The organism is Nocardia grenadensis NBRC 108939, assembly GCF_001613445.1.
GTDB classification, from domain to species: Bacteria; Actinomycetota; Actinomycetes; order Mycobacteriales; family Mycobacteriaceae; genus Nocardia; species Nocardia grenadensis.
This window is the reverse complement of record NZ_BDCJ01000010.1, coordinates 204,134-230,431: the sequence shown is the minus strand read 5'-3', so window position 1 is coordinate 230,431 and position 26,298 is coordinate 204,134. Positions and strand designations below refer to the sequence as shown.

Genomic DNA, 26,298 nt, shown 5'->3' with positions numbered 1-26,298 from the left:
CGGCCACGCCGCAGCGGTGGCCCGCGGAGCAGCGAATTCGCTTGTCCGCGTGGCGCGACCGCGGTACGACGGTGTGGGTGCCGGATGCGGATATCACAGTGGTGTCCGCGAAATCGTGGTGTCAGGGGAGCACCGGCTGGGCATTACGGACCACAGCACAGGCGTACGCGGGCCGGAACCGCGGGCCATCACACCGATACGGGGGTGTCAGGTATGAGCGTGAGCACACGTACCGAGACCGGGCGGCCGGCTCGGCGGGTACACGACGCGGAGCGGGTGAAATCCGGTGCCGCGCAGCGGGCCTACGCCCGGCGGCGGCAGCGCACCGGGCCGTCCGGTACAGCGCCGGCGGTCGCGCCGCGGTCGGAACTGGCGGGTCGCGGACCGTTCGTCGCCGCCATTCTGGCCATGTTCGGCTGTGGTCTAGCGCTCACGCTGGTACTGACCACCCGTGCCGCCGAGGACAGCTACCAGCTCAGCGACGCGCGTGAGGCCAACCGGGTGCTCTCCGACGAACGCGCGGCCTTGCAGCGGGAGGTCGCCGCCGCCGATTCGGCGCCCGAACTCGCCACTCGTGCCCGGGAACTGGGCATGATCCCGGCCGTGGATCCGGCGCGACTGGTCGTCGCCCCCGATGGAACGGTCACCGTGGTGGGCGAACCGAAACCCGCCCAGGGGCCGCCGGCCCCGCCGCTGAACGCACCCCGCGGCGGAGCTCCGCGCTCCGGTGGGGATCCGGGCGAACGGATCGTGCCGGTTCCGACGCTGCCGCGATCGGACTCGGCCGCGCCGGGCTCGGGCGGTGTGCTCGCGGCCCCGGAGACCGATCTGACGCCCGTGCCGCAGCCGGGCGAGGACGTCCCGGGCGCTGCCGCCCCGGCCGATGGCGCGGAACCGCCGGTCGAGGGTGCTGCTCCGGCCGAGGCGCCTGCGCCGCCCGACGGAACCGCTCCCGCTCCGGTCGAGGGTGCTCCCGCTCCGGTCGAGGGTACTGCTCCGGCCGAAGCGTCCGTTCCGGTCGAGGACGCGTCCCCGGCGCCGGCGGATACGCCCGGCGCTGTCGAACCCACCTCGGTCGCGCCGCTGCCGCCCGTTACGGCGGGTGAGGAGATCCGATGAACCGGCGCGGGTCGGGGCGTGGGCGCGATTCCGCGCCGAGATCCCGGGCCGCGACCGATCGCGGAAAATCGAAGAAGCGATCCGCCGAGGTCGCCCGGTCCACGCCCGGGCGGTCCCGGCAGCCACCCGGGCGGTCGCGTCCGGGTGGGCGATCCGCGCCGAACGGGCCGGTGCGGATCCGGCTCGGCGTGGGCCGGTTGATCATGCTGGTGGCACTGACCGTGGTGGCCCTGCAACTGCTGTGGATCCAGACCATCGCCGCGCCCACGCTGTCGGCGCAGGCGGCCGGGCAGCGCACGGCCTACCAGGATCTTCCCGCCACCCGCGGCACCGTCACCGACCGCAACGGCAAATCCCTGGCCTTCACCATCACCGCCCAGTCGCTGAACTTCCAGCCCGTCCGGGTGCGCAAGGATCTCGCCGACGCCCGGGCGAAGGACGACTCGGCGCCCGACCCGGATCGGCGGCTCGAGGATATCGCCGGGACCATCCATCGGATCCTCGGTGACGAAGGGCCCAAGGAATCCGATCTGCTGGAGAAACTGCGCAGTGACCAGACCTTCGTGTACCTGGCCCGCAACGTCGACCCGCGGAAGGCCGACGAGATCACCGCGAAGTTCCCCGAGGTCGGTACCGAACGCCAGGACCTGCGCGAATACCCGGGGGGTTCGCTGGCGGCCAATATCGTCGGGGCCACCGGCTGGGACGGCCACGGCCGGGTCGGGCTGGAGGCCTCGCTGGATTCGGCGCTCGCCGGCACCGACGGCTCCTACACCTATGACCGAGGCTCCGACGGGGCCGTGATCCCCGGCAGTCTCCGTGACCGTCAGCCCGCCGTCGACGGCAACAATGTCGAACTCACCCTGGACTCCTACCTGCAGAACCATGTGCAACAGCAGGTGCAGCAGGCCAAGGACCGCTCGGGCGCGAAATCGGCCTCCGCGGTGGTGCTGGACGCCAAGACCGGCCAGGTGCTGGCCATGGCCAACGACAACACATTCAATCCGGCGCTCGGTCCGCAGCACTGGGATCCGGCCGGGCTGGACAACCCGTCGGTGACCCAGCCCTTCGAACCCGGATCGGTCAACAAGGTGGTGACCGCGGCCGCGGCCGTCGAATACGGCCTCACCACGCCGGACGAGGTGCATCAGGTGCCCGGCCGCATCGATATGTCCGGAGTGACCGTCGGTGACGCCTGGGAACACGGTGTGGCCCCCTACACCACGACCGGGATCTTCGGTAAGTCCTCCAATGTGGGCACCCTGATGCTGGCGCAGCGGGTCGGCGAGGACCGGTTCGCCGATATGCTCGAGCGCTTCGGGCTGGGCCGGCGCACCGAGGTCGGGCTGCCCGGGGAGAGTTCCGGCCTGCTGCCCGCCCGGGACCAGTGGTCCGGTGGTACGTTCGCGAACCTGCCCATCGGGCAGGGCCTTTCGATGACCACCCTGCAGATGACCGGTATGTACCAGGCCATCGCCAACGACGGGCTCCGGATGCCGCCGCGTATCGTGCGCGCCACCGTCGCCCCCGACGGGACCCGCACCGAGGAACCGGCGCCCGACGGCGTGCGCGTGGTGAGCCCCGACACCGCGCGCACACTACGCACCATGTTCCAATCGGTGGTGCAGAACGATCCGACCGGAGTGCAGATGGGGACCGGCGCCGCCGCCGCGGTCGACGGCTACCGGATCGCCGGGAAGACCGGGACGGCGCAGCAGGTCGACCCGAACTGCGGGTGTTATTCGAGCTCCTCGTACTGGATCACCTTCGCCGGTATCGCACCCGCGGACAACCCGCGCTATGTCATCGGACTGATGCTCGACGCGCCGGTCCGCAGTTCCGACGGCAGCGGCGGGCAGTCGGCCGCACCGCTGTTCCACGACATCGCCTCCTGGGCACTGCAGCGGGATCGGATTCCGCCGTCGAGCGAGCCGGAACGGCAGTTCGTCCTGCAGGCGTCGTGATTCGGCGAACCGGCTTACCCGACCGTGACCCGGCGTCGGTAACCTGACTCGTCGTCGTATCCGCGCTTCATCATGCAGAGAGGAATCCTGTGCCCGCGCAGTCCAGCCAGCCCTCGCTGCGGCCGGCCCGGCCGCTGTCGACACCGCTGCCCGACCTGCTGGATCTGATCGACGCCGAACTTCGGCCACCGGTCGCCACCGACCTATCCGTCACCGGGATAGAACAGCGCTCCGACGCGGTTCTACCCGGTGATCTGTTCACGGCGTTACCCGGCTCCCGGGCGCACGGCGCCCGGTTCGCCGCGGACGCGGTGGCCCGCGGCGCGGTCGCCGTACTCACCGACGCCGCCGGGGCGGAACTGGCCGGTGACCTGCCGGTGCCGGTCCTGGTGCGGGAGAACCCGCGCGCCGTCCTCGGCGAGTTGTCCGCGGCGATCTACGGTCATCCGTCGGAGCGGTTACGGATCATCGGGATCACCGGTACCTCCGGTAAGACCACTTCGTCCTATCTGGTGGAGGCCGGACTGGCCGCCGGGGGTCTGTCCACCGCCCTGATCGGCACCATCGAGACCAGAATCGGGGGCCGCCGGGTCCCGAGCGCGCTCACCACGCCCGAGGCGCCGCAATTGCACGCCATGTTCGCGCTGATGGTGGAACAGGGTGTGGACGCGGTGGTGATGGAGGTCTCCAGCCACGCCCTGACCCTGGGCCGGGTGGACGGGGTGCGGTTCGCGGTCGGCGCGTTCACCAACCTGTCGCAGGACCATCTGGACTTCCACGCCGATTTCGAGGACTATTTCGCCGCCAAGCGCCGGCTGTTCGAACCGGAGTCCCCGGTCGCCGCTCGTACCGCCGTGGTGTGTGTGGACGACGCCTGGGGCCGCCGCCTCGCCGACGGCCTCGACGCGCCGATCCGAGTGGCGACCAGCGGACCGGCGGACTGGTCGCTGGCCGGTCCCGCCCGCGCCCACGGCGGGGAACAGGAGTTCACCGCGGCCGGACCGGACGGCGAGACGCCGGTGCGGCTGCGCCTGCCCGGTGACTACAACGTCGCCAACGGTCTGCTCGCGGTCGCGGTGTGCGCGGCCGCCGGAGTGGCGCCGGGGACCGCCGCGCCCGCGCTGGCCACGGTGGATGTACCCGGCCGGATGCAGCGGGTGGAACGCGGGCAGGAGTTCCTGGCCCTGGTGGACTACGCCCACAAACCCGCCGCCGTGGAATCGGTGATCGCCACGATGCGCACCCACCTGGCCACGGCGGGCAGCCGGGGCCGGTTGGCGGTGGTGGTCGGCGCCGGCGGCGACCGGGACACCGGTAAACGCGGCCCGATGGGCGCGGCCGCGGCCCGCGGCGCGGATCTGCTCATCGTCACCGACGACAACCCACGGACCGAGGATCCGGCGGCGATCCGCGCGTCGCTTATCGCGGGCGCGCAGAGTGTCGCCGACGAGCAGCGTGGCGAGGTCCGTGATATCGGTGACCGGGCCGCGGCCATCGCGGCCGCGGTCGGTTGGGCGCACCCCGGCGATGTGGTGCTGGTGGCCGGCAAGGGCCACGAAGCAGGGCAGGAGATCAACGGGGTGAAGTATCCGTTCGACGACCGCGAGGTACTCGCGGCGGCGATCGATTCGGCATTGGGACACAGTTCCGGGGGCGCGGACAACGGTTCGTGGTCGACGGGCGCGGAGGACTTGACAGTTTCATGATCGAAATGACACTGCGGGATATCGCCGAGGTCGTGGGCGCAACGCTGCACGACGTCGGTGACCCGGAGGTGAGGGTGACCGGGTCGGTCGAATTCGATTCGCGCCGAATCGGTCCCGGCGATATCTTCCTGGCGATCCCGGGCGAGCGCGTCGACGGCCACGACTACGCGGCCGCCGCGATCGAGGCCGGCGCGGTTGCCGTACTGGCCGCCCGCCCGGTCGGCGTGCCGGCCATCGTCGTGCCTCCCGCGCCGGGATCGGTGCCGTCGAGCGCGCTCGCGCTGAGCCATGATTCGACCGGCGCCGGCGCCGCGGTGCTGACCGCGCTGGCCGCGCTGGCCCGGGAGAGCGTGTCGCGGCTGGTCGCGGCCGGGGGGCTGACCGTGGTCGGCGTCACCGGATCCTCGGGTAAGACCTCCACCAAGGACCTGCTGGCGGCGGTGCTCGCACCGCTGGGACCGGTGGTGGCCCCACCCGGCTCCTTCAACAACGAACTCGGGCATCCCTGGACCGCCCTGCGTGCCGGTCCGGACACCCGGTTCCTGGTACTGGAGATGTCGGCGCGCGGGCCCGGGCATATCGCCGCGCTGGCCCGGGTGGCGCCCCCGAGTATCGGGGTGGTCCTCAATGTGGGTACGGCGCATCTAGGCGAATTCGGTAGTCGCGAGGCGATCGCGCAGACCAAGGGTGAACTCGTGGAGGCGCTGCCCGAAACCGGTCTGGCCGTGCTGAACGCCGACGATCCGAAAGTCAGCGCGATGGCCGCGCGTACGGCGGCCCGCGTGGTAACCGTCGGGCACGCCGCCGGCGCGCAGATCCGGGCCGGCGCAATCACTCTGGACGAGCAGGCCAGGGCGTCGTTCACACTGCACACCCCGCTCGGCGCCCGTCCGGTCACCCTGGCCGTGCACGGGGAACACCAGGTCGGTAACGCGCTGTCGGCCGCCGCGGTGGCCCTGGAGTGCGGCGCCGACCTCGACACCCTCGTCACCGCGCTCACCGACGCCCGCGCGGCGTCGGCGCGTCGTATGGACGTACGCACCAGCGCCGCCGGGGTCACGGTGATCAACGACTCCTACAACGCCAACCCGGATTCCATGCGGGCCGCGCTCAAAGCGCTGGTCACCATGGCCCGGACGGGCGACACCCCCCGGCGGAGCTGGGCCGTCCTCGGCGAAATGGCCGAACTCGGCCCGGAGTCGGTGGTGGAACACGACGGGATCGGCCGCCTCGCGGTCCGCTTGGATGTGGACCGGCTCATCGTGGTCGGGACCGGACGACCCTCCCGGGGCATGCACCAGGGAGCGGTCATGGAAGGCTCATGGGGTGAGGAATCGGTGCTCGTCCCGGATATCGAAGCGGCCGTGGAGTTGCTCGCCGCCGAAGTCGGCGCGGGTGACGTGGTGCTGGTGAAGGCATCGCAATCGGTCGGCCTGTGGGCGGTCGCCGAACAACTGCTGGCCGAGGGTGAGCAGAACACGGGTGCCGGCACACCGGCATCCGGCGGCGCCGGCGCCGCCGACGGGGTGAGCACGGAGGCAGTGCGATGAGACAGATCTTGTTCGCGGCGGCGATCGCACTGACGGTGTCGATCCTGTTGACGCCGCTACTGATCCGGATATTCGCCCGGCAGGGTTTCGGGCAGGAGATCCGGGTCGACGGACCGGCCAGCCATCAGTCCAAACGCGGTACTCCCACCATGGGCGGCGTGGCGATCATCATCGGCATGTGGGCGGGGTATCTCGGCTCCCATCTGATCGGAATCGGTTACGAGGCCGAAGGTCCCACCGCCTCCGCGCTGCTGGTCCTGGGCCTGGCCACCGCGCTGGGCGTGGTCGGGTTCATCGACGATTTCATCAAGATCCGCAAGGGGCGCAATCTCGGGCTCACGGCCGCGGGCAAATACCTGGGCCAGATCACGGCGGCAGTGGTGTTCGGTGTGCTGGCGCTGCAGTTCCCGGGTGGCAGCGGACTGTCCCCGGCGAGCCGGCAGCTGTCGTACGTGCGCGATATCAACACCGTCTCGATGAGCGTGGTCGTATTCCTGGCCTTCGTCTGCCTCATCGTGGTGGCCTGGTCGAACGCGGTGAACCTCACCGACGGCCTGGACGGTCTGGCCGCGGGGTCGATGAGCCTGGTGCTCGGCGGCTACGTCGTCATCACGTTCTGGCAGTACTACCACTCGTGCGAGACCAAACCCGAGACCGGCTGCTACAACGTCCGCGACCCACTGGATCTGGCCCTGGTCTGCGCGGCCGGCACCGCGGCGTGCATCGGATTCCTGTGGTGGAATGCCGCGCCCGCCAAGATCTTCATGGGTGATACCGGATCGCTGGCCCTGGGCGGGCTGCTCGCCGGGCTGTCCATCACCACCCGCACCGAACTGCTGATGGTGGTCATCGGTGCGCTGTTCGTCGCCGAGGCGGCGTCGGTGGTGCTGCAGGTGGCGGTGTTCCGGACCACTCGCAACCGGCTGTTCAAGATGGCGCCGTTCCACCACCATTTCGAATTGAGCAAATGGGCGGAGACCACGGTGATCATCCGGTTCTGGTTACTGGCCGCGATGGCCTCGGCCGCTGGACTCTCCCTGTTCTACAGCGAATATCTCTCCGCGGTCGGGTGAGTTGACGATGGAGGAACATACGCCCAGGGCCCTGCGTTCGCCGGGCCCGATGCTGGAATTCCTGCGCGGCCGCGAGGTGCTGGTCGCCGGTTGGGGTGTTTCGGGTCGTTCGCTGGTCACGCCGCTGCGCGATATCGGCGCCCGGCCCGTGGTGACCGACAGCGGCGCCGCGGCTCTGGCCGAAGCCGCCGGACTGGGGCTGGATATCGCGCCCGCGGCCGAAATGGAGAACACCGACTGGTCGCGGTTCGCGCTGGTGATCACCAGTCCGGGCTGGCGGCCGGACTCCCCGGTGCTGGCCTCGGCGGTGTCCGAGGGTATCCCGGTCTGGGGCGATGTCGAATTCGCGTGGTGGGTCGATCAGGCCCGGATCTACGGTCCGGTCCGCAAATGGCTGGTGGTGACCGGGACCAACGGGAAGACCACGACCACGCAGATGACCCATTCCATTCTGCGGGCCGCCGGTATCCCCAGTGTCGCCTGCGGCAATATCGGACTGCCGATCCTGGACGCCTTGCGCCGCAATCCGGGACCGCAGGTGCTGGCGGTGGAGTTGTCGTCGTTCCAGCTGCACTGGGCGCCGTCGGTACGACCGGAGGCCGGGGTGGTGCTGAACGTGGCCGAGGACCATCTGGACTGGCACGGTGGGCTCGACGCTTACGCCGCCGCCAAATCGCGGGCCCTGCTGGGGCGGGTCGGGGTGGTCGGACTCGACGACCCGGTGGCCGCCCGCCTGGCCCGCCGCTCGAAGGCGCGCCGCACGATCGGGTTCCGGATCGGTGTTCCGGCCGACGGTGAGCTCGGCGTGGTCGACGGCAAACTGCTGGACCGGGCCTTCACCAAGGCGGCGATCCTGGCCGAGGCCAAGGAGATCAGCCCGCCCGGCCCGGCCGGTGTCGCCGACGCCCTGGCCGCGGCCGCGCTGACCCGGGCCATCGATGTGGCGCCGCAGTTCGTCCGGGAGGGCCTGATCGAGCACAAGGTCGGCCCGCACCGGTCGGCGCTGGTGCGTGAACTGGGCGGCGTCGAGTTCGTCGACGATTCCAAGGCCACCAACCCGCATGCCGCGCGGTCGTCGATTTTGGGCCATCAGCATGTCGTCTGGATCGCCGGCGGCCAGCTCAAGGGTGCCGGTGTCGAGGATCTGGTGGAGGAGGTCGCCGAGCGGCTGGTCGCCGTCGTGTTGTTCGGTGCCGACGCCCCGGTGATCGCGGCCGCGCTGGCGCGACACGCGCCGGAAGTCCCCGTGGTCGAGTTGGATACGCGGGATCATGCCGGTATGGGGCAGGCAGTCATGGACGAAGCGATCACCGGGACCCGCAATACCGATATCGCCGACGCGGTGATGGAGCGTGCGGTGCGGGAGGCGGCGGCGTTCGCCGGACCCGGCGATACCGTCTTGCTCGCGCCCGCGGCGGCATCGCTGGACATGTTCACCGACTACACCCACCGGGGCCGCAGCTTCGCCGGTGCGGTGGAGGACCTGAAGGACGAGGACCTCGGGCGGCGGTTATGAGACCGCGCGGCACGCGACAGGTACAGGTGGGCCGATTCGGCGCCTGGCTGGCGCGGCCGCTGGCCTCGTTCCATCTGGTCGTCACCATCGCCACCCTGCTCACCGTGCTGGGTCTGGTGATGGTGTTGTCGGCCTCCAGTGTGGAGTCCTACGCCGACGGCGGGTCGGCGTATTCGCTGTTCGTACAACAGATGATGTACGCGATGGTCGGCGCGGTGCTGTTCTATCTCGCGCTGCGGATACCGTTCCGGCGGCTGCGTCAGCTGTCCTTCCCGGTGTTCGCGATATCGGTACTGCTGCTGGTCCTCGTATTGATCCCGGGGGTCGGCAGTACGGTCAACGGCGCCCGCCGCTGGATCGATCTGGGGTTGTTCTCGATCCAGCCCTCGGAGCTGGTGAAGGTGACGTTCGTGGTGTGGGGCGCGCACCTGCTGATCTCGCGGCGCGCCGCGGGGCGGGCGGCCAACGATCCGGGTGGTTTGAAGAATCTGCTGGTGCCGCTGGTTCCGGCCGGCCTGCTGGTGTGCCTGTTGATCGTGCTGCAGCCGAACCTGTCCACCACCATCGCCCTCGGGATCGTCCTGCTGGCGCTGCTGTGGTTCGGCGGCCTGCCGGTGCGACTGTTCGTGGCCATCCTCGCCTCGGGCGCCATCGCCGCCCTCGCGCTCGCGCTCTCGGCGGGCTACCGCTCCGACCGGATGCGCGCCTTCTTCAATCCCGCCGACGACCCCCAGGGCATCAACTATCAGGCCCGCCAGGCGATGTACTCGCTGGCCGACGGCGGTCTGTGGGGTCGCGGGCTCGGGCAGAGCCGGGCCAAATGGAGCTATTTGCCCAACTCGCACAACGACTTCATCTTCGCCATCATCGGCGAGGAACTCGGGTTCCTTGGCTGCGCGCTCGTGCTGGGCCTGTTCGCGCTGTTCGTCTACGCCGGTCTGCGGATCGCCGCCCGCTCGGTGGACCCCTTCCTGCGTCTGCTCACCGCGACCGCCACCACCTGGATCACCGGGCAGGCACTGATCAACATCGGTTACGTGGTGGGTCTGCTGCCGGTCACCGGACTGCAGTTGCCGCTGGTCTCGGCGGGCGGTTCGTCGCTGGCACTGACCCTGTTCATGTTCGGCATCATCGCCAACGCGGCCCGGCACGAACCCGAGGCGGTGGCGGCCCTGCACGCCGGACAGGACGGGCGGGTCAGTCGCCTGCTGCGACTGCCGAAACCGGAGGTCTACCATCCGGTGCGGGCCCGCGCCGCGGCCGGCCGTGACCGGGGCCCGGCGCGCCGCCCGGCCCGCACCGAGCCGCGGGACGAGCCCGTACGGGCCCGGCCGCGCGCCAACAGCCGCGGTACCGACACCCTGCGGGCCACCCGGGCCTGGGAACCCAGCTATTCGGTGACACACGCACGAGAACGGGGAAGAAACAGGTGAGCGCACCTCAGTCCGCAGGCGAGCACACGGCATCGCGCACGGACGGGATATCGGTGATCGTCGCCGGTGGCGGTACGGCCGGGCATATCGAACCGGCCCTGGCCGTCGCCGACGCGTTGCGGCGACTGGATCCCGGGATCCGGGTGACCGCGCTCGGCACCGCGCGCGGACTGGAAACGACCCTGGTACCCGAACGGGGATACCCGCTCGAACTGATCCCGCCGGTGCCGTTGCCGCGCAAACCCAGTGCGGATCTGCTGCGGCTGCCCGGCCGGGTCCGGGCCTCGGTACGCCGTACCCGCGAGATCATCGACGCGGTCGAGGCGGATGTGATCGTCGGGTTCGGTGGTTATGTGGCATTGCCCGCCTATCTCGCCGCGGGCCGCGGGGCCCTGCGGCGGCGGCGCGCGGTGCCGGTGGTGGTGCACGAGGCCAACGCGAAGGCAGGTATCGCCAACAAGGTCGGCGCGCGGCGCGCGACCCGGGTACTGGCCGCGGTACCGGATTCCGGGCTCGACGCCGAGATTGTCGGCATCCCGGTACGGGCCGCGATCACTTCACTCGACCGGGCCGGGCTGCGGGCGCAGGCGCGGGAGCATTTCGGGCTGCCCGCGACCGGTCCGGTGCTCCTGGTGTTCGGCGGTTCCCAGGGGGCGCGGTCGCTCAACGACGCGATCTCGGGCGCGGCCCCGCAACTGGCCGCGGCCGGTATCTCCGTCCTGCACGCCCACGGTCCCAAGAACACGCTGGATATCGGATCGGTAGATCCCGCCGCGCCCTATGTGGCGGTGCCCTACCTGTCGCGGATGGATCTCGCCTACGCCGCCGCCGACGCGGTGGTCTGCCGGTCCGGGGCGATGACCGTCGCCGAGGTATCGGCGGTGGGATTGCCCGCGATCTACGTACCACTGCCGCACGGAAACGGTGAACAGGAACTCAATGCCCGGCCCGTCGTCGCGGCCGGTGGTGGCAGAATCGTTGCCGACCCCGAACTGTCCCCGAAATATGTGATCGACGAGGTGATACCGCTGCTCACGGATCCAGCACGCATAGCCGAGATGGGCCGTGCCGCCGCCGGCGCCGGCCATCGCGATGCCGCCGACGAGGTCGCCCGGATCGTGCTGCGGGCGGCGGGCCGGTGAGCGGGGAGCAGATGACCGCACCGGAGACCGGTCCCGGCGCGCTGCCGCCGGAGTTGGCCCGGGTGCATATGGTCGGTATCGGCGGCGCCGGCATGTCGGGGATCGCCCGCATCCTGCTGTCGCGCGGTGGCGAGGTCTCCGGCTCCGATGCCAAGGAGAGCCGCGGTGTCCTCGCCCTGCGGGCCCGGGGCGCCCAGGTGCGGATCGGGCACGACGCCGGTGCGCTGGATCTGCTGCCCGGCGGGCCGACGGTGGTGGTGACGACCTACGCGGCCATCCCCAAGACCAACCCCGAACTGGTGGAGGCGCACCGACGCGAGATCCCGGTGCTGCTGCGGCCGACCGTGCTGGCGGCGCTGATGAGCGGGCATCGCACGCTGCTCGTCTCGGGGACGCACGGGAAAACCTCCACCACGTCGATGCTCATCGTCTCCCTGCAGCACTGCGGGCTGGACCCGTCGTTCGCGGTGGGTGGTGAACTCAACGAGGCGGGCACCAACGCCCATCACGGCAGCGGCGATATCTTCGTCGCCGAAGCGGACGAGAGCGACGGCTCCCTCCTACAGTACGACCCGGATGTCGCGGTGGTCACCAATATCGAATCCGACCACCTGGATTTTTTCGGTTCCGACGCCGCCTACGTGCAGGTGTTCGACGATTTCACCGATCGCCTCGCCGACGGCGGACTGCTGGTGGTGTGCCTGGACGACCCCGGCGCCCGGGAGCTCGCCGAGCGCACCGGGCAGCGGCTGGCCGACCGCGGCGTGCGGGTCCTCGGGTACGGCACCGGGGAGTTGCCCGACGCGCCGGTTCCGGTCGGGGTGCGGCTGCACAGCTGGGAACCGCGGGATGTCGGCGGTATCGCTCACTTCCAGCTCGCCGACGAACCCGCCCCGCGCACCCTGCGGTTGTCCGTGCCCGGTCGGCATATGGCGCTCAACGCGCTGGCCGCGCTGCTGACCGCGCGGGCCGCCGGCGCCGACGTGGACGAGATCATCCAGGGGCTGGAGGGTTTCGGTGGTGTCCACCGCCGCTTCCAGTTCGTGGGCCGCGAGAACCGGGTGCGGGTCTTCGACGACTATGCCCACCATCCCACCGAGGTCCGGGCGGTACTCGGGGCCGCCGCCGAACTGGTGGAGCAGGAGGCGCGCGATGGCGCGCTGGCCCGTCGGGGCCGGGTGATCGTGGTCTTCCAGCCGCATCTCTACAGTCGCACCGCGACCTTCGCCGCCGAATTCGGCGCGGCCCTCGATCTGGCCGACGAAGTGGTGGTGCTCGATGTCTACGGGGCGCGTGAAGAGCCACTGCCCGGGGTCAACGGCGCGCTGGTCGCGCAGGCGGTGCACAAACCCGTGCACTACCAACCCGATATGTCGCGGGTGGGCCGCCAGGTCGCGGGTCTCGCCCAGCCCGGTGATGTCGTGATCACCATGGGCGCCGGCGATGTCACCATGCTCGGCAGCCAGGTCCTGGACGGACTACGCGCGCGTCCGCAGTACGGGCGGTGAGGCGGGGTGCGGGCCGGAACGCGACGATTCGGGGTGGGCGGATTGCGGCGTTTCCGGCTGTGGGCGTTGCCCGCCCTCGCCCTGGTGATCACACTGGCCGCGCTCGCCTGGTTCTCGCCGCTGCTCTCGGTCCGCGAGGTACGGATCGACGGAGCGGGCGAGATCCCGGCGGAACAGATCCGCGAACTGCTCCAGGTCCCCGAGACCGGTTCGATCCTGCGGATCGATACCGCGGCGATGGCCGCGCGGGTGGCGACCATCCCGAAGGTCCGCAGCGCCCGGGTGCAGCGGGTGCTGCCGTCGACCGTGCGGGTGCGGATCGAGCCGCGAACCCCGGTGCTGTACTACGACTCTCCCGAGGGCGCGCATCTGCTGGACGCCGGCGGTATCGAGTACGCGATCGAGCCCGCGCCGATCGGGGTGCCGCAGTTGGTCACCGCCCGGCCGAGCAGTACCGACGAGCTCACCCGGTCCGCGGTCGCCGTGGCCCGGGTGCTGCCGCCGGCGCTGGAGGTGCAGGTGAAAACCATCCGTGCCGCGGGCGCGTCGGATATTTCCCTGACATTGCGCGACGGTCGCACGGTACTGTGGGGCAACAGCGAGGACGGCGAACGCAAATCGGCGGTGGTGCTGCCGCTGCTCACTCAGCCGGGAACCGTGTTCGACGTCTCGAGTCCCAGTCTGGTCACGGTAAAATGATTCCCAGCAATCTTGTTCGGTTCGACCCTGTTCGGTACGCAGCTCCGCCTCGGCCCCGGACGCTCACCCGGAGACCGCATGTGGCGGGAGCCGGGGGCGTCCCACGATGTGGGCGCGGGCCGCTGGGCAACCGTTCACGATACGTCGCGTACCGCCTTGGTAGAAGGAAGTTCGCCGAAGAAACTGGTTATCGTCTCGGCGCGCCTGCGAGCGGATCGCGACGGCGGCGAATAGCGTTCCGCACCAGTCGGATACTTGACATAACTCCAACCCTATGGTTGAGGTTCAGGGTTTGCTCGGATCGTGGTCCGCGGATAGTGATCGCGCGGAACGATATCGGGCATCCGAAAACGACAGACTTTGGATCGAAGGAAGGCGAGAGCTCATGACGCCCCCGCACAACTACCTTGCCGTGATCAAGGTCGTCGGTATCGGCGGCGGCGGCGTGAACGCCGTCAACCGAATGATCGAGCAGGGCCTCAAGGGTGTCGAGTTCATCGCGGTGAACACCGACGCCCAGGCACTGCTGATGAGCGATGCCGACGTGAAGCTCGATGTCGGGCGGGAGCTCACTCGAGGGCTCGGCGCCGGCGCCGACCCCGAAGTAGGTCGTAAGGCCGCCGAGGATCACAAGGACGAGATCGAAGAGGTGCTCAAGGGCGCCGATATGGTCTTCGTGACCGCCGGTGAGGGCGGCGGCACGGGCACCGGCGGCGCGCCCGTCGTAGCGAGTATCGCGCGCAAACTGGGTGCGCTGACGATAGGTGTGGTCACCCGGCCCTTCTCCTTCGAGGGGAAGCGCCGCGGTAATCAGGCCGAGGTCGGTATCAACCTGCTACGCGAATCCTGCGACACCCTGATCGTCATTCCCAATGATCGGTTGCTGCAACTCGGCGATGCCGCGGTGAGCCTGATGGATGCCTTCCGCTCGGCCGACGAGGTGCTCCTCAACGGTGTGCAGGGCATCACCGACCTGATCACTACCCCGGGTCTGATCAACGTCGACTTCGCCGACGTCAAGAGTGTGATGTCCGGGGCCGGTAGCGCGCTGATGGGTATCGGATCGTCCCGAGGGGAGGGCAGGTCGGTCAAAGCGGCCGAGGCGGCGATCAATTCACCGCTGCTGGAGGCCTCGATGGACGGTGCGCACGGGGTGCTGCTCTCGATCGCCGGTGGTTCCGATCTGGGCCTGTTCGAGATCAACGAGGCCGCCTCGCTGGTGCAGGAGGCCGCGCATATCGAGGCCAATATCATCTTCGGTACGGTGATCGACGATTCGCTCGGCGACGAGGTGCGCGTCACCGTGATCGCCGCGGGATTCGACGGCGGTGGTCCCGCCCGGCGGACGTTCGATCCGGCGACCACTCGGGGATCGCTGGGTTCCGGACGGACCGCGGAGATCTCGGCGCAGTCGCGAACCGCCGAACTCGGCCAGTCCCGGACCGCCGAACTCGGCGCGGCCCGTGGCCATTCCGAGGAGCCGGCCTCGACCCGATCATCGGATCCCGGTTCGGCGATCGCGCGCGGTCCGGCACCGAGCTACCGCGATACCGAACGCACTCGTCCGCCGGTGGATCCGACGCTGACCCACAACAGCCGGTCCCATATCCAGCCGCCGTCGGATCTGCCCGACGATGACGACGACGATGTGGACGTCCCGGATTTCATGCGCCGCTGAGTCAGGTGCCGTGGCACCGACGGTGATCCGTCCGCGCCGAGTGCGCGGGCGGTAGGCTGTCGTGAGTGCGCGTGCCGCCGCCGGAGGAGAAGGGGTCGCTGCGAACTGCCACTAGGCTCGGTGGCATGACAGCGGCATCGGTACTCACCGTTCGACGGGTCGTCACCACGCGCGCGGGAGGCTCCTCCGCGCCGCCCTACGATTCGTTCAACCTCGGCGATCACGTCGGCGACGATCCGGCGGCGGTGCGGCGCAACCGCGCCCGGCTCGCCGCGACGCTCGGCCTTCCCGCCGATCACGTGATCTGGATGGAACAGATCCACGGCCGCACGGTCGCCACGGTGGACGGGCCCCGTACCGAACCGTTTCCCGGTACCGATGCCCTGGTCACCACACGGCCGGGACTGGCGCTGGTGGTGCTGTCCGCCGATTGCGTCCCGCTGCTGCTGTCGGACGAGGAGGCGGGAGTCGTGGCCGCCGTGCACGCCGGGCGGGTGGGCGCGCGTATCGGTATCGTGCCGCGGGTGCTCGAGGCGATGGTCGCCGCCGGCGCCCGGCTCGATCGGATCGGTGCGCTGCTCGGTCCCGCCGCCAGCGGCCGGCAGTACGAGGTGCCGGCCGAGATGCGGGCCGACGTGGAAGCGCACCTGCCCGGTAGCGCCACCACCACGGTGCGCGGCACCCCCGGCCTGGACCTGCGCGCGGGTATCCGGCGCCAGCTCACCGCGGCCGGGGTTGCCGCGGTCGCCGAGGATCCGCGCTGCACCATCGAGGACACCACACTCTTCAGTCACCGCCGCGGCGCGCCGACCGGACGATTGGGCAGTGTGATCTGGATGGAATCGGGTACAGCGTGAAGGGCCGAGCGGTCCGCGGCGCCGCGTCCGGCCGTCGCGACCGCGCGGTCGGCGCGAAACATCAACTCGCGCATAATGTTCGAGGCACGGCCGATGCTCGGTCACTGGGAGATGGGAGACCGATGACGGCGCAGAGACCGTGGCGGATCGGCACGTGGAGATGAGTGGGGGCCGTAGCGAGCCCGAATCCACCCGAACGGCGGCGGATTCCACCGACCGGCCGGGGCAGTCCGTCCCGGACAGTCACGGCACGGGGGCTGGAAACGACTCCCGTACCGCGGAACTGGCCGATAACCTCGCGCGTCTGCTCGCACGTATCGATGCAGCGTGCGCGGCTGCCGGCCGGGATCCGGGGGAGGTCCGGCTGCTGCCGGTGACGAAATATTTCCCGGCCTCCGATATCGCCGCGCTGTATCGTCTGGGCCGCCGCGACTTCGGGGAGAGCCGCCCGCAGGAGGCCGGTGCCAAGGCCGCGGAGCTGGACCGCCCCGGGATGCGCTGGCATCTGATCGGCCGGCTGCAGCGGAACAAGGCACGCCAGGTGGTGCGCTGGGCGCATGCGGTGCATTCGGTGGACAGCGAACGTCTGGCGACCGCGCTCGCCGCGGCCACCGCGGCGGCCCTGGATGCCGGGGAGCGGAGCACTCCGCTGAAGGTGCTGATCCAGGTGAGCCTGGACGCCGACCCGGCGCGCGGTGGGGTGGATCCGGCCGCCTTGCCGACGCTGGCCGACCGTATCGCGGACGCCGCGGAACTGCGCCTGGCCGGGATCATGGCCATTCCACCGCGGGCCGCCGATCCGGACGCGGAGTTCGCCCGCTTGGCCGAATTGCACGCCCGGCTGCGTACCGGACATCCAGGGGCGACGGCGTTGTCCGCCGGAATGTCCGATGATCTTGAAAGAGCTATTGCCCATGGATCCACGTGTGTGCGTGTCGGTACCGCTCTCATGGGTGCCCGGCCGATAACCTCGGCGTAGCAAACAAACCTCATCAGTCACATTCGACACATATGCTGGGACACGACGAGGGCTGAGCAAGACTTCAACACCCGGCCGCCACCGGGGCCGAAGGAAGGTCGACCAGAATGAGCGAGCGCAGCGAGCGAGTACTCGACGCAGCCACGAGCGTGATCATGACGGAGCCGAGCGACAGCGCGGCACGGTCATCGAGCGAGCGCAGCGAGCGAGTTGTGGGCGCAGCCACGAGCATGCTCGTGACGGGGCCGAGCGGCAGCGAGGCACGATCATGAGCACGCTGCACAAGTTCAAGGCGTACTTCGGCATGGTTCCGCTCGAGGATTACGAGGACGACTACGTCGACGATCGCACCCCGCGTGGTGTCGAGGATCGTGGCGGGCGCCGGCCGCGTGACTACTCCGACCGCGCCCCCCGTGACTACGACGATCGCCCGGACTACGACCGGTACCCCGAGGGCCGCTACGACGCTCCCGACTACCGCGACGTGCCCTACAAGTCGTCCTACCAGCCCAGCTACCCCGCGCCGCGCCGGGACGACTACCCGGGCGACGCCTACGACGACGATTACGAGGGACCACGCCGCCCCACCCGGATCGACGCCGCCGCCTCCGGCCGGTATCGTCCGGGCGGCGGTTCCTCCCTGCGCGGCGCGACCAGGGGAGCGCTGGCAGTCGATCCCGATGCCGAGGAGCGACGGCTGGCCGAGCGGGTCCGCCCCGAGCCGGTTGCCGCCCGCCGTCCCGCGATCTTCGAGGACGGAGGTCCCTTGTCCAAGATCACCACGCTGCGTCCGCGTGATTACAGCGAAGCCGCGATCATCGGGGAGCGGTTCCGTGAGGGCAACCCGGTGATCATGGATCTGGTCGACCTCAGCAATGCCGATGCCAAACGCCTCGTCGACTTCGCCGCCGGGCTTGCCTTCGCCCTGCGTGGGTCGTTCGACAAGGTGGCGACCAAGGTGTTCCTGCTCTCCCCGGCCGATGTGGACGTATCGGCCGAAGAGCGTCGCCGCATCGCGGAAACCGGGTTCTACAACCAGAAATAGCGAGCGGCTCGCCCGGCCGGGCGCCGCATGGTACGAACAAGATCGGCGCGGGCATTTTGCACCGCGCCGATTTTGCGGCAGAGTGAGGTCGTGGCCTTGTTCGCGGTGCTGTACTTCGTACTGTTCATCTTCTGGCTGTTGCTCATCAGCCGGGTGATCGTCGAGTTCATCCGGAGCTTCGCCCGCGACTGGCGTCCCACCGGGGTGGTCGTCGTGATCCTCGAGGTGATCTTCACCATCACCGATCCTCCCGTGAAGCTGCTGCGGCGGTTGATCCCACCGGTCTCCCTGGGCGGAATTCGGCTCGATCTGTCGATTATGGTTCTGCTGTTCCTGGTCTTCATCCTGATGTCGGTGGTGAGCCGGCTCGGACAGCCGGTAGCTCCGGTGTGACAGAATGGGCCGTGAAGACTTGCCAGAGCCGCTAGATCTGCCAACGCGCGAAGGGATCCTTCCATGCCGCTGACCCCAGCCGATGTGCACAACGTCGCGTTCAGCAAACCGCCTATCGGCAAACGCGGCTACAACGAGGACGAAGTCGATGCCTTCCTGGATCTGGTGGAGCAGGAACTTTCCCGGTTGATCGAGGAGAACGCCGACCTTCGCCAGCGGGTTGCCGAGCTCGATGCCGAATTGGCCGATGCCAAGGCAAGCCGGGGTCCGGCCGGGCCGGGCCTGGGCAAACCGGTGCAGCAGGCCCCGCCTCCGGAACCGATCAAACCCCCGGTCCAGGCGCCACCGTCGGCACCCATCCCGGTGGTTCCGGCCGCCCCCTCGGCCGCCGATGCCGCGGCCGATGCGAATATGCAGGCCGCCAAGGTACTGAGCCTGGCGCAGGAGATGGCCGATCGGCTCACCAGCGATGCCAAGAGCGAAGCCGAGAATTTGCTGGCGAACGCCCGGGCCAATTCCGAGCGGATGGTCAACGACGCACGGGTGCGCTCGGACGAGATGATCGCGGACGCGCGGCACAAGTCCGATGCCATGCTCAGCGACGCCCAGACCCGCTCCGACAGCCAGTTGCGCCAGGCCAAGGAGAAGGCCGACGCGCTGCAGGCCGACGCCGAGCGCAAGCACACCGAGATCATGGGGACCATCACCCAGCAGCGCAATGTGCTGGAGAGCCGGATCCAGACCCTGAAGACCTTCGAACGGGAATACCGGGTGCGGCTCAAGTCGTATCTGGAATCGCAGCTCGAAGAGCTGGAGAACCGTGGTTCGGCGGTGCCCGTCGATGAGGGTGACTCCTTCGATACCGGGGCCAACCAGCTCGCTCCCGCCTCGTTCGGCAAAGGCGAGTAAACGCCCGATACCGCTGGGAGCGCACGGGCGCCCGGCCTGCTGTTCTGGGGGTCATCATGCTTGTCCTGACACTGGCGCTGGCCACGATCGGCCTGGCCCTGCTGATCCTGTCCCTGGCGACCGGATCGGTGGTCTGGGCGTGGGGCTGTATCGCGGTGTGCGTTGCCGGCGCCGTGGTGTTGCTGGCGAGCGCGCTGTCCATGCGCGCACCCGATGAGGAACTGCCCCCGCGGGATCAGCACGCGAAGCGCTGACGAGAAAAACGGGCGAGAACCAAAACGTCCTTCCGGGTTGCGAGATGCTGCGGCTCCGCGGGCGGTTGTATAAGTGGTTGACCGTCCTGGTTAGAATCAAACCTGTAAGTCGGCGACGATCCGGCCATCACCGGGGAGCTTTCGGAAGAACGGCGTCGTGCGGCGCTTCCCAGGTCGCGCACGCTCAGTAGAACCGAACGGGTGAGCCCGTCACAGCTCGTAACGAGAGGTCCACCCGGTTCGCCGGGGCCGGACAAGCGGGGTGGTACCGCGGTTCCGGCGCACCCGCTGCGCCGCGATCGTCCCCGTGCCGAGATATCGCGCCTCAAGGCGCGCCGGGCACGAGGAGATGTGTATCCGCGATGGCGGACGAGAAATCCAGTAGCAGCGCATATCCGCGCGTCGATCTCGGCGGCGGATCCGGTGTGTCCTTCCCCGAGCTGGAGCGGGCCGTGCTGGACACCTGGGCCGCCGACGGAACCTTCCGCGCCAGTATCGACAACCGGGCCGGCGCCGAGGAGTTCGTCTTCTACGACGGGCCCCCGTTTGCCAACGGTCTGCCGCATTACGGTCATTTGCTGACCGGCTATGTCAAAGATGTCATTCCGCGTTTCCAGACCATGCGCGGTAAGCGGGTCGAGCGACGTTTCGGTTGGGACACCCACGGGCTGCCGGCGGAAATCGAAGCGGAAAAGCAGCTCGGTATCACGGACAAATCACAGATCGACTCGATGGGGCTCGCGGAATTCAATGCCGCGTGCAAGTCTTCGGTGCTCCGGTATACCGGTGAATGGCGCGATTATGTGACCCGGCAGGCCCGCTGGGTCGACTTCGACAACGACTACAAGACACTCGATCTCGACTTCATGGAGTCGGTGATGTGGGCGTTCAAATCGCTCTATGACAAGGGCCTGATCTATCAGGGCTTCCGGGTGCTGCCCTACAGCTGGTACGAGCAGACACCACTGTCGAACCAGGAGGCCAAGCTCGACGACGCCTACCGGATGCGCCAGGATCCGGCGGTGACGGTGGATATGGTGCTCGCGGTTCCCGCGGACCATCCATTGCGGGATCTGGACGGCGCCAATGCGCTGATCTGGACCACCACGCCGTGGACGTTGCCGTCCAACCTCGCCGTCGCGGTACACCCGGACCTGCGCTACGTGCAGCTGCGCGGGGCGGATGGCAAACGCTATGTCCTCGCGGCCGAGCGGGTCGGCCACTACACGCGAGAACTCGGTGAGCAGCCCGAGGTGCTCGGGGAGTACGACGGGGCCGCGCTGGTCGATCTGCGCTACACGCCGCCCTTCGACTTCTTCGCCGGGCATCCGAATGCGCACCGGGTGCTCTCGGCCGACTATGTCACCACCGATTCCGGTACCGGCATCGTGCACATGGCACCCGCCTTCGGTGAAGAAGATATGGATGTCTGTAGCGCGAACGGTATCCAGCTGGTGCAGCCGCTCGATCCGGGCGGCAAGTTCACCTCCATGGTGCCGCCGTACGAGGGCCTCATGGTGTTCGACGCCAATCCGGTGATCATCAAAGACCTCAAGGCCGCCGGAAAACTGTTGCGGCAGGAGACCGTCGACCACTCCTATCCGCACAGCTGGCGTTCCGGCCGGCCGCTGATCTATATGGCCGTGCCCTCCTGGTTCGTGGCGGTGACGCAGTTCCGCGAGCGCATGGTGGAGCTGAACAAACAGATCAGCTGGGTACCCGAGCACATCCGCGACGGGCAGTTCGGAAAATGGCTCGAGAACGCGCGTGACTGGAACATCAGCCGGAACCGGTACTGGGGCAGCCCGATCCCGGTGTGGATGTCCGACGATCCCGCCTATCCGCGGATCGATGTCTACGGTTCCCTCGACGAACTCGAACGCGACTTCGGAGTGCGGCCCACGGATCTGCATCGTCCCGCGATCGACGAGCTGACCCGGCCCAACCCGGACGATCCGACCGGGCAGTCCACCATGCGCCGGGTGCCGGAGGTGCTGGACTGCTGGTTCGAATCGGGGTCCATGCCGTACGCGCAGGTCCACTTCCCGTTCGAGAACACGGAGTGGTTCGGCTCGCACTTCCCCGGCGATTTCATCGTCGAGTACAACGGCCAGACCCGCGGCTGGTTCTACAACCTGCACGTCCTGTCCACGGCGTTGTTCGACAGCCCGGCGTTCAAGAACGTCGTCGCGCACGGCATCGTGCTCGGCGACGACGGGCTCAAGATGAGCAAGTCCAAGCGCAACTATCCGGATGTGAACGAGGTGTTCGACCGGGACGGTTCCGACGCCATGCGCTGGTTCCTGATGAGTTCACCGATCCTGCGCGGCGGCAATCTCATCGTCACCGAGCGCGGTATCCGCGAAGGCGTGAGCCATGCGCTGCGGCCACTGTGGAACGCCTGGACGTTCCTGCAGCTCTACGCCGCCGAGCCGGGGGTGTGGCGGACGGATTCGACCAACGCGCTGGATCGCTACATCCTGGCGAAGCTGGCGCAGACGCGCGATGTGATGACCACGGCGCTGGAGGAGTTCGATATCGCCGGCGCCTGCGAGGAACTGCGCACCTTCGCCGACGCGCTGACGAACTGGTATGTGCGCCGGTCGCGGGCCCGGTTCTGGGCCGAGGACCGCGACGCCGTCGACACCCTGCACACGGTGCTCGAGGTGGTGACGCGGTTGGCGGCTCCGCTGCTGCCGCTGATCACCGAGGTCATCTGGCGGGGTCTGACCGGTGAGCGCTCGGTGCACTTGACGGATTGGCCGGCCGCCGATGCGCTGCCGCACGATCCGGAACTGGTCGCCGCGATGGACGAGGCGCGCAGTGTGTGTTCGACCGTGCTGAGCCTGCGCAAGGCGCAGAAACTTCGGGTCCGGCTGCCGTTGGCGGAGGTGACGATCGCCGCCTCCGATGCGGAACGGCTGGCGCCCTACGCCGATATCATCGCCGACGAGGTGAACGTCAAAAAGGTCGATCTGACCACCGATGTCGCCGCGCACGGTCGGTTCGAGCTGGCGGTCAACGCGCGTGCCGCCGGCCCCCGCCTGGGCAAGGATGTGCAGCGGGTGATCAAGGCGGTCAAGGCGGGCGACTGGTCGGAGAGCGCCGACGGTGTGGTCAGTGCCGCCGGCATCGAACTGCTGCCCGAGGAGTACACCCAGCGACTGGTGGCGGCCGAACCGGAATCGACCGCCGCCCTGCCCGGTAACGCGGGCCTGGTGGTGCTCGATTCGGTGGTCACCGAGGAGCTGGAGGCCGAGGGCTGGGCCCGCGATGTGATCCGGGATCTGCAGGAGACCCGGAAATCGCTCGGCCTCGACGTTTCCGATCGCATCACGGCGACCCTCGAGGTATCGGCCGACCGGGAGGACTGGGCGCGCACCCATCGCGAGTTGATCGCGGGGGAGATCCTGGCGGTCGAGCTGGACTTCGGGCCGGCCGGTCCGGACGCCGCGGAACTCACCGGCGGGGCGCGGGCCCGGATCGTCAAGGCGGGCTGAGCCAGTGCTGCCGGCCGGATCACCGCTCCGGCCGGCAGCGTGGCGCCGGTGCCGTTCGGCGGAGACGAGACGGCGACGCCTCGCCGGAACCACACTGCCGTCGCGTCCGTTTCGACGCCCTTCGACTGTTCGGTCACCCGAGAATTCTCATATGGGGGCTGCCGGCGAGGAGGCCGCCAGTGGCCCCCGGCACCAGGTTCTGTGCACCAGGTCCCGGCCACGTCCCAGCAGTTCGCGCAGGTGGCTGTCCGGCCGGCGAACAGAATGAGCTGCGGTATCCGTGCCCCTGACCGGGCCGGTGGCGCGCACTAGGGTGAAGGCTTATGGCTTCGGACAACCCCGACGAGTGGTGGCAGCATTCCCCCGAGGGACAACAGAAGAGTTCTCCGTCGGGTCAGTGGCAGCAGGGGTACCCGGCCCAGGGGGGACAGCAGAATCCGGGCGTGCCGTGGGGGCAGGCCGCGGGCCACGGGCCGCATCCCGCTCCGCAGCAGGGCGCGTGGGAGATGCCGCCGCTGGGGAGCGGAGGATACGGCGGTCCGCCGCCGAAGAACAATGGGCCCTTGATCGGGGTGCTCGTCGCGGTGGTGGTGCTGGTCCTCATCGGTGTCGTCGGGCTGGTGGCACTGCAGTCGCGGGGGTCGGCGGAGAACACCGCGACCGGAACATCCACGGAGGTGACCGGTTCCGCGCCTGTGTCGAGTTCGGTGCGCGCTACCTCCACCACCGCCACCACCAGTGCCCTGCCCTCCGTGGGCGAACCGGTACTACGTGAGGGGCTGGCGCCGGTCGCCGTGCTCGGCCCTACCTGGCAGGCCGGTGAGAGTACGTACACGATGGCGTTCGAGGACTGGCCCTTCGCTTTTCGGGCGCCCGGTTCCTGGGGATGTATGAAGGGGTCGATCGAGAAGATCCCGGATGCCCAGGCGTGGGGTTGTGTGGACGAGAGCAATTCCGCTGCGGGACAGAGGGTCAACCTCATCCTCCGCAAATGCCCAGCGATCTGCGATGCCGCCACGCAGGCCCGGTTCGATGCCGACTGGTTCGATGCGCCGGACAAGGCGCGGAAGTTCGACGACCGTACCTCCTACGTGGAGACCGCGACCAATGACGAAGGCAAGCTCACGGTGGATTTCAGCCGATTCTTCGCCGCGGAACCGGGTGGTGATCCGGTCTGGCAGGTGGGGGTCTACCTGGAGTCGCCGACAGCCACCAAGGATGTGGTTCTCAAGACGCTGAATGATGTGGCCACCCAAACGCAATAAACATTTTTGTGATGTTCATCACACGCTAGATGTTTGCTAGAAGCTTGTCGACCCCCTGCGGGCCGGGCAAAATCATCCTCGATACCGCTGAGTCCGGTTCCTCGGACCACCGGGAACGGTGATCATTTCGTTCGGTTCTACCTGAGTGAAGTTGCGCCGGAGCCGATTCACCCGGCGTGACCCCTGTGGTTGGCGGTGTCCCCACCCCCGTGACGGATGCCGCGAGAAAACCGGGATGCCGCACGGTGTCCCGGGCACCGACGGGCAGAAGGGTGGGCAAGTGATCGGAATTGCACTGCGCCGGGGTATCGCCGGCATGCTTTTCGCGACGGCCGTCGGCGCTGTCGCCGCCGGCCCCGGGTGGGCGCAGACCGGCAGCGGGGCCACTGGATCGGCCTCCGGATCCGGATCGCTCAGCGCCAGCGGCTCGGCCGCGCTACCGGTCTCCAGCAGCAACGGGCTCGGCGCGCTGGCCGCCGCGACCTCGCAGACCGGGAAGATGTATGAATGGGGCGCCACCGGCCCGGATACCTGGGACTGCTCCGGTCTCGTGCAGTGGGCCTTCCGCCAGGTGGGTGTCACGCTGCCGCGCACCACGTGGGAGCAGGCCGAAGTGGGTGCCTCGGTGCCGCGGTACGCCCTCTCGCCGGGTGATGTGATCATCATCAATTCCGACGCTTCCCATGTCGGGATCTACGCCGGCTTCGGCCAGGTGCTCAATGCCTACGGCGCCGGGGTACCGGTCGGGCTCACCCCGATCGACCAGTTCTACATCTACAGCATCCGCCGTTTCTGAGGCTGCGGCGGCAGCGTCGCCGCCGAACCGTGGTCAGTCGACCTGCCGGCGCAGCAGTGGCCCATAGTCGGGGTGGGCCAGCGCCGAGGCGAACTGTGCGATGAGATAGTCGCCGGGGTTTCCTGTGTCGTACCAGCGGCCCTGGATGACCTGCCCGTAGACCGCATGGTTGGCGGCATAGGCGTTGATGGAATCGGTCAGATAGACCTCGCCGGTGCGGTGGGTGTACCAGTTCTCCGTCTGCGCCCGCAGTTCGTCGATGATCCCAGGCGTCACCACATAGCCGCCGATCGCGGCGAAGGCCGAGGGGGCATCCTCGGGTTTGGGTTTCTCCACCAGGCCCGATATGCGCAGCAGACCGTCGTCCAGGTCCTCCCGGACCACCGGGACGCCGTAGCGCTGCGATTCGTTCGGATTCATCGGCATCAGTGCCAGCACCGGGCAGCCCGTCGATTCGTAGGCGCGGATCAGCTGCTGGGCCCGTGGCTCCTCGGCGACGAAGACGTCGTCGGGCCACAGCACCAGCATCGGTTCGTCGGCGGCGGTACGGGCCGCATTCAGTACCGGGGTCCCGTTCCCGTATGGGCCGTGCTGATCCAGATAGGTGATGTGACCCAGCCGGGACAGTTCGCCGACCTCTTCCACCGCGTCCGCGTAGGCGGTCTTGCCGTCGGCGCGCAGCTGGGCCACCAGCGCGGGATTGGGCCGGAAATGGTCCTGGATCAGCGATTTTCCGCCGCTCACCACAATGGTGATATCGGTGATCCCGGAGGCCACCAGCTCACGTACCGTGTGTTCGATCACCGGCTTGTCGCCGACCGGCAGCATCTCCTTGGGGATCGCCTTCGTCAGCGGAAGTAGTCGGGAACCGATACCGGCAGCGGGAATGACGGCCTTACGGATCTTCATCGT

General features: G+C 68.8%; 21 protein-coding genes. 20 read left to right on the top strand and 1 reads right to left on the bottom strand.

What is annotated here, in order from left to right:
* The first annotated feature begins 213 nt into the window (after positions 1–213).
* The 20 genes from ftsL (at position 214) to NGR01S_RS13210 (ending at position 25,386) form a co-directional block, all read left to right on the top strand.
* Positions 214–1,119 carry a cell division protein FtsL gene (ftsL, locus tag NGR01S_RS31530; protein ID WP_245664558.1) on the top strand — a complete coding sequence of 302 codons (906 nt, stop codon included), beginning with the start codon at positions 214–216 and terminating at the stop codon, positions 1,117–1,119.
* The gene (locus NGR01S_RS13305; RefSeq protein ID WP_157107236.1) at positions 1,116–3,083 is read left to right on the top strand and encodes a peptidoglycan D,D-transpeptidase FtsI family protein; all 1,968 of its coding nucleotides are present in this window, start codon (positions 1,116–1,118) and stop codon (positions 3,081–3,083) included. Before ftsL ends, NGR01S_RS13305 begins: the two co-directional genes overlap by 4 nt.
* Positions 3,084–3,172: 89 nt before the next feature.
* The gene (locus NGR01S_RS13300) at positions 3,173–4,789 is read left to right on the top strand and encodes a UDP-N-acetylmuramoyl-L-alanyl-D-glutamate--2,6-diaminopimelate ligase (RefSeq protein WP_084480784.1); all 1,617 of its coding nucleotides are present in this window, start codon (positions 3,173–3,175) and stop codon (positions 4,787–4,789) included.
* Entirely contained in the window at positions 4,786–6,339 is a 1,554-nt protein-coding gene (locus tag NGR01S_RS13295) for a UDP-N-acetylmuramoyl-tripeptide--D-alanyl-D-alanine ligase (RefSeq protein WP_084480783.1), read from the top strand. Before NGR01S_RS13300 ends, NGR01S_RS13295 begins: the two co-directional genes overlap by 4 nt.
* A complete protein-coding gene (gene mraY / locus NGR01S_RS13290; protein WP_030523849.1) occupies positions 6,336–7,412 on the top strand; it encodes a phospho-N-acetylmuramoyl-pentapeptide-transferase in 1,077 nt (358 codons plus the stop codon). The genes NGR01S_RS13295 and mraY overlap by 4 nt, the downstream gene beginning before the upstream one ends.
* A gap of 49 nt (positions 7,413–7,461) precedes the next feature.
* Positions 7,462–8,928: a UDP-N-acetylmuramoyl-L-alanine--D-glutamate ligase gene (gene murD, locus NGR01S_RS13285; protein WP_063036370.1), complete on the top strand. Its 1,467-nt coding sequence runs from the start codon at positions 7,462–7,464 to the stop codon at positions 8,926–8,928.
* A complete protein-coding gene (gene ftsW / locus NGR01S_RS13280) occupies positions 8,925–10,361 on the top strand; it encodes a putative lipid II flippase FtsW (protein ID WP_063036369.1) in 1,437 nt (478 codons plus the stop codon). Before murD ends, ftsW begins: the two co-directional genes overlap by 4 nt.
* Positions 10,358–11,503 (top strand): undecaprenyldiphospho-muramoylpentapeptide beta-N-acetylglucosaminyltransferase, encoded by a 1,146-nt coding sequence (gene murG, locus NGR01S_RS13275; RefSeq protein WP_063036368.1) that lies wholly within the window; start codon positions 10,358–10,360, stop codon positions 11,501–11,503. The genes ftsW and murG overlap by 4 nt, the downstream gene beginning before the upstream one ends.
* Positions 11,504–11,514: 11 nt before the next feature.
* On the top strand, positions 11,515–13,011 hold the full coding sequence (gene murC, locus NGR01S_RS13270; RefSeq protein WP_063036367.1) for a UDP-N-acetylmuramate--L-alanine ligase: 1,497 nt from the start codon (positions 11,515–11,517) through the stop codon (positions 13,009–13,011).
* A gap of 6 nt (positions 13,012–13,017) precedes the next feature.
* Positions 13,018–13,710 (top strand): cell division protein FtsQ/DivIB, encoded by a 693-nt coding sequence (locus NGR01S_RS13265; RefSeq protein WP_084480781.1) that lies wholly within the window; start codon positions 13,018–13,020, stop codon positions 13,708–13,710.
* A 385-nt stretch (positions 13,711–14,095) separates the two neighbouring features.
* The gene (ftsZ, locus tag NGR01S_RS13260; protein WP_063036366.1) at positions 14,096–15,388 is read left to right on the top strand and encodes a cell division protein FtsZ; all 1,293 of its coding nucleotides are present in this window, start codon (positions 14,096–14,098) and stop codon (positions 15,386–15,388) included.
* A gap of 125 nt (positions 15,389–15,513) precedes the next feature.
* A complete protein-coding gene (pgeF, locus tag NGR01S_RS13255) occupies positions 15,514–16,245 on the top strand; it encodes a peptidoglycan editing factor PgeF (RefSeq protein ID WP_063036365.1) in 732 nt (243 codons plus the stop codon).
* 160 nt (positions 16,246–16,405) lie between these two features.
* Positions 16,406–17,224: a YggS family pyridoxal phosphate-dependent enzyme gene (locus NGR01S_RS13250; protein ID WP_084480841.1), complete on the top strand. Its 819-nt coding sequence runs from the start codon at positions 16,406–16,408 to the stop codon at positions 17,222–17,224.
* A 268-nt stretch (positions 17,225–17,492) separates the two neighbouring features.
* Positions 17,493–18,269, top strand: coding sequence for a cell division protein SepF (locus tag NGR01S_RS13240; protein WP_063036363.1), 777 nt, complete (start codon positions 17,493–17,495; stop codon positions 18,267–18,269).
* 90 nt (positions 18,270–18,359) lie between these two features.
* Positions 18,360–18,662, top strand: a complete 303-nt coding sequence (locus NGR01S_RS13235) for a YggT family protein (RefSeq protein WP_030523839.1) — start codon at positions 18,360–18,362, stop codon at positions 18,660–18,662.
* Positions 18,663–18,725: 63 nt separating this feature from the next.
* The gene (gene wag31 / locus NGR01S_RS13230) at positions 18,726–19,571 is read left to right on the top strand and encodes a DivIVA-like cell division protein Wag31 (protein WP_063036362.1); all 846 of its coding nucleotides are present in this window, start codon (positions 18,726–18,728) and stop codon (positions 19,569–19,571) included.
* A gap of 56 nt (positions 19,572–19,627) precedes the next feature.
* Positions 19,628–19,825 carry a hypothetical protein gene (locus NGR01S_RS13225; RefSeq protein WP_063036361.1) on the top strand — a complete coding sequence of 66 codons (198 nt, stop codon included), beginning with the start codon at positions 19,628–19,630 and terminating at the stop codon, positions 19,823–19,825.
* 362 nt (positions 19,826–20,187) lie between these two features.
* Complete coding sequence (gene ileS, locus NGR01S_RS13220; RefSeq protein WP_063036360.1) at positions 20,188–23,325, top strand: isoleucine--tRNA ligase; 3,138 nt, start codon at positions 20,188–20,190, stop codon at positions 23,323–23,325.
* 323 nt (positions 23,326–23,648) lie between these two features.
* Positions 23,649–24,590 carry a hypothetical protein gene (locus NGR01S_RS13215; protein ID WP_157107235.1) on the top strand — a complete coding sequence of 314 codons (942 nt, stop codon included), beginning with the start codon at positions 23,649–23,651 and terminating at the stop codon, positions 24,588–24,590.
* Positions 24,591–24,906: 316 nt separating this feature from the next.
* Positions 24,907–25,386, top strand: a complete 480-nt coding sequence (locus NGR01S_RS13210) for an NlpC/P60 family protein (RefSeq protein ID WP_157107245.1) — start codon at positions 24,907–24,909, stop codon at positions 25,384–25,386.
* A gap of 33 nt (positions 25,387–25,419) precedes the next feature.
* Here NGR01S_RS13210 and NGR01S_RS13205 read toward each other — a convergent pair whose 3' ends face one another.
* Entirely contained in the window at positions 25,420–26,295 is an 876-nt protein-coding gene (locus NGR01S_RS13205; RefSeq protein ID WP_063036358.1) for a UTP--glucose-1-phosphate uridylyltransferase, read from the bottom strand.
* Positions 26,296–26,298: the final 3 nt, after the last annotated feature.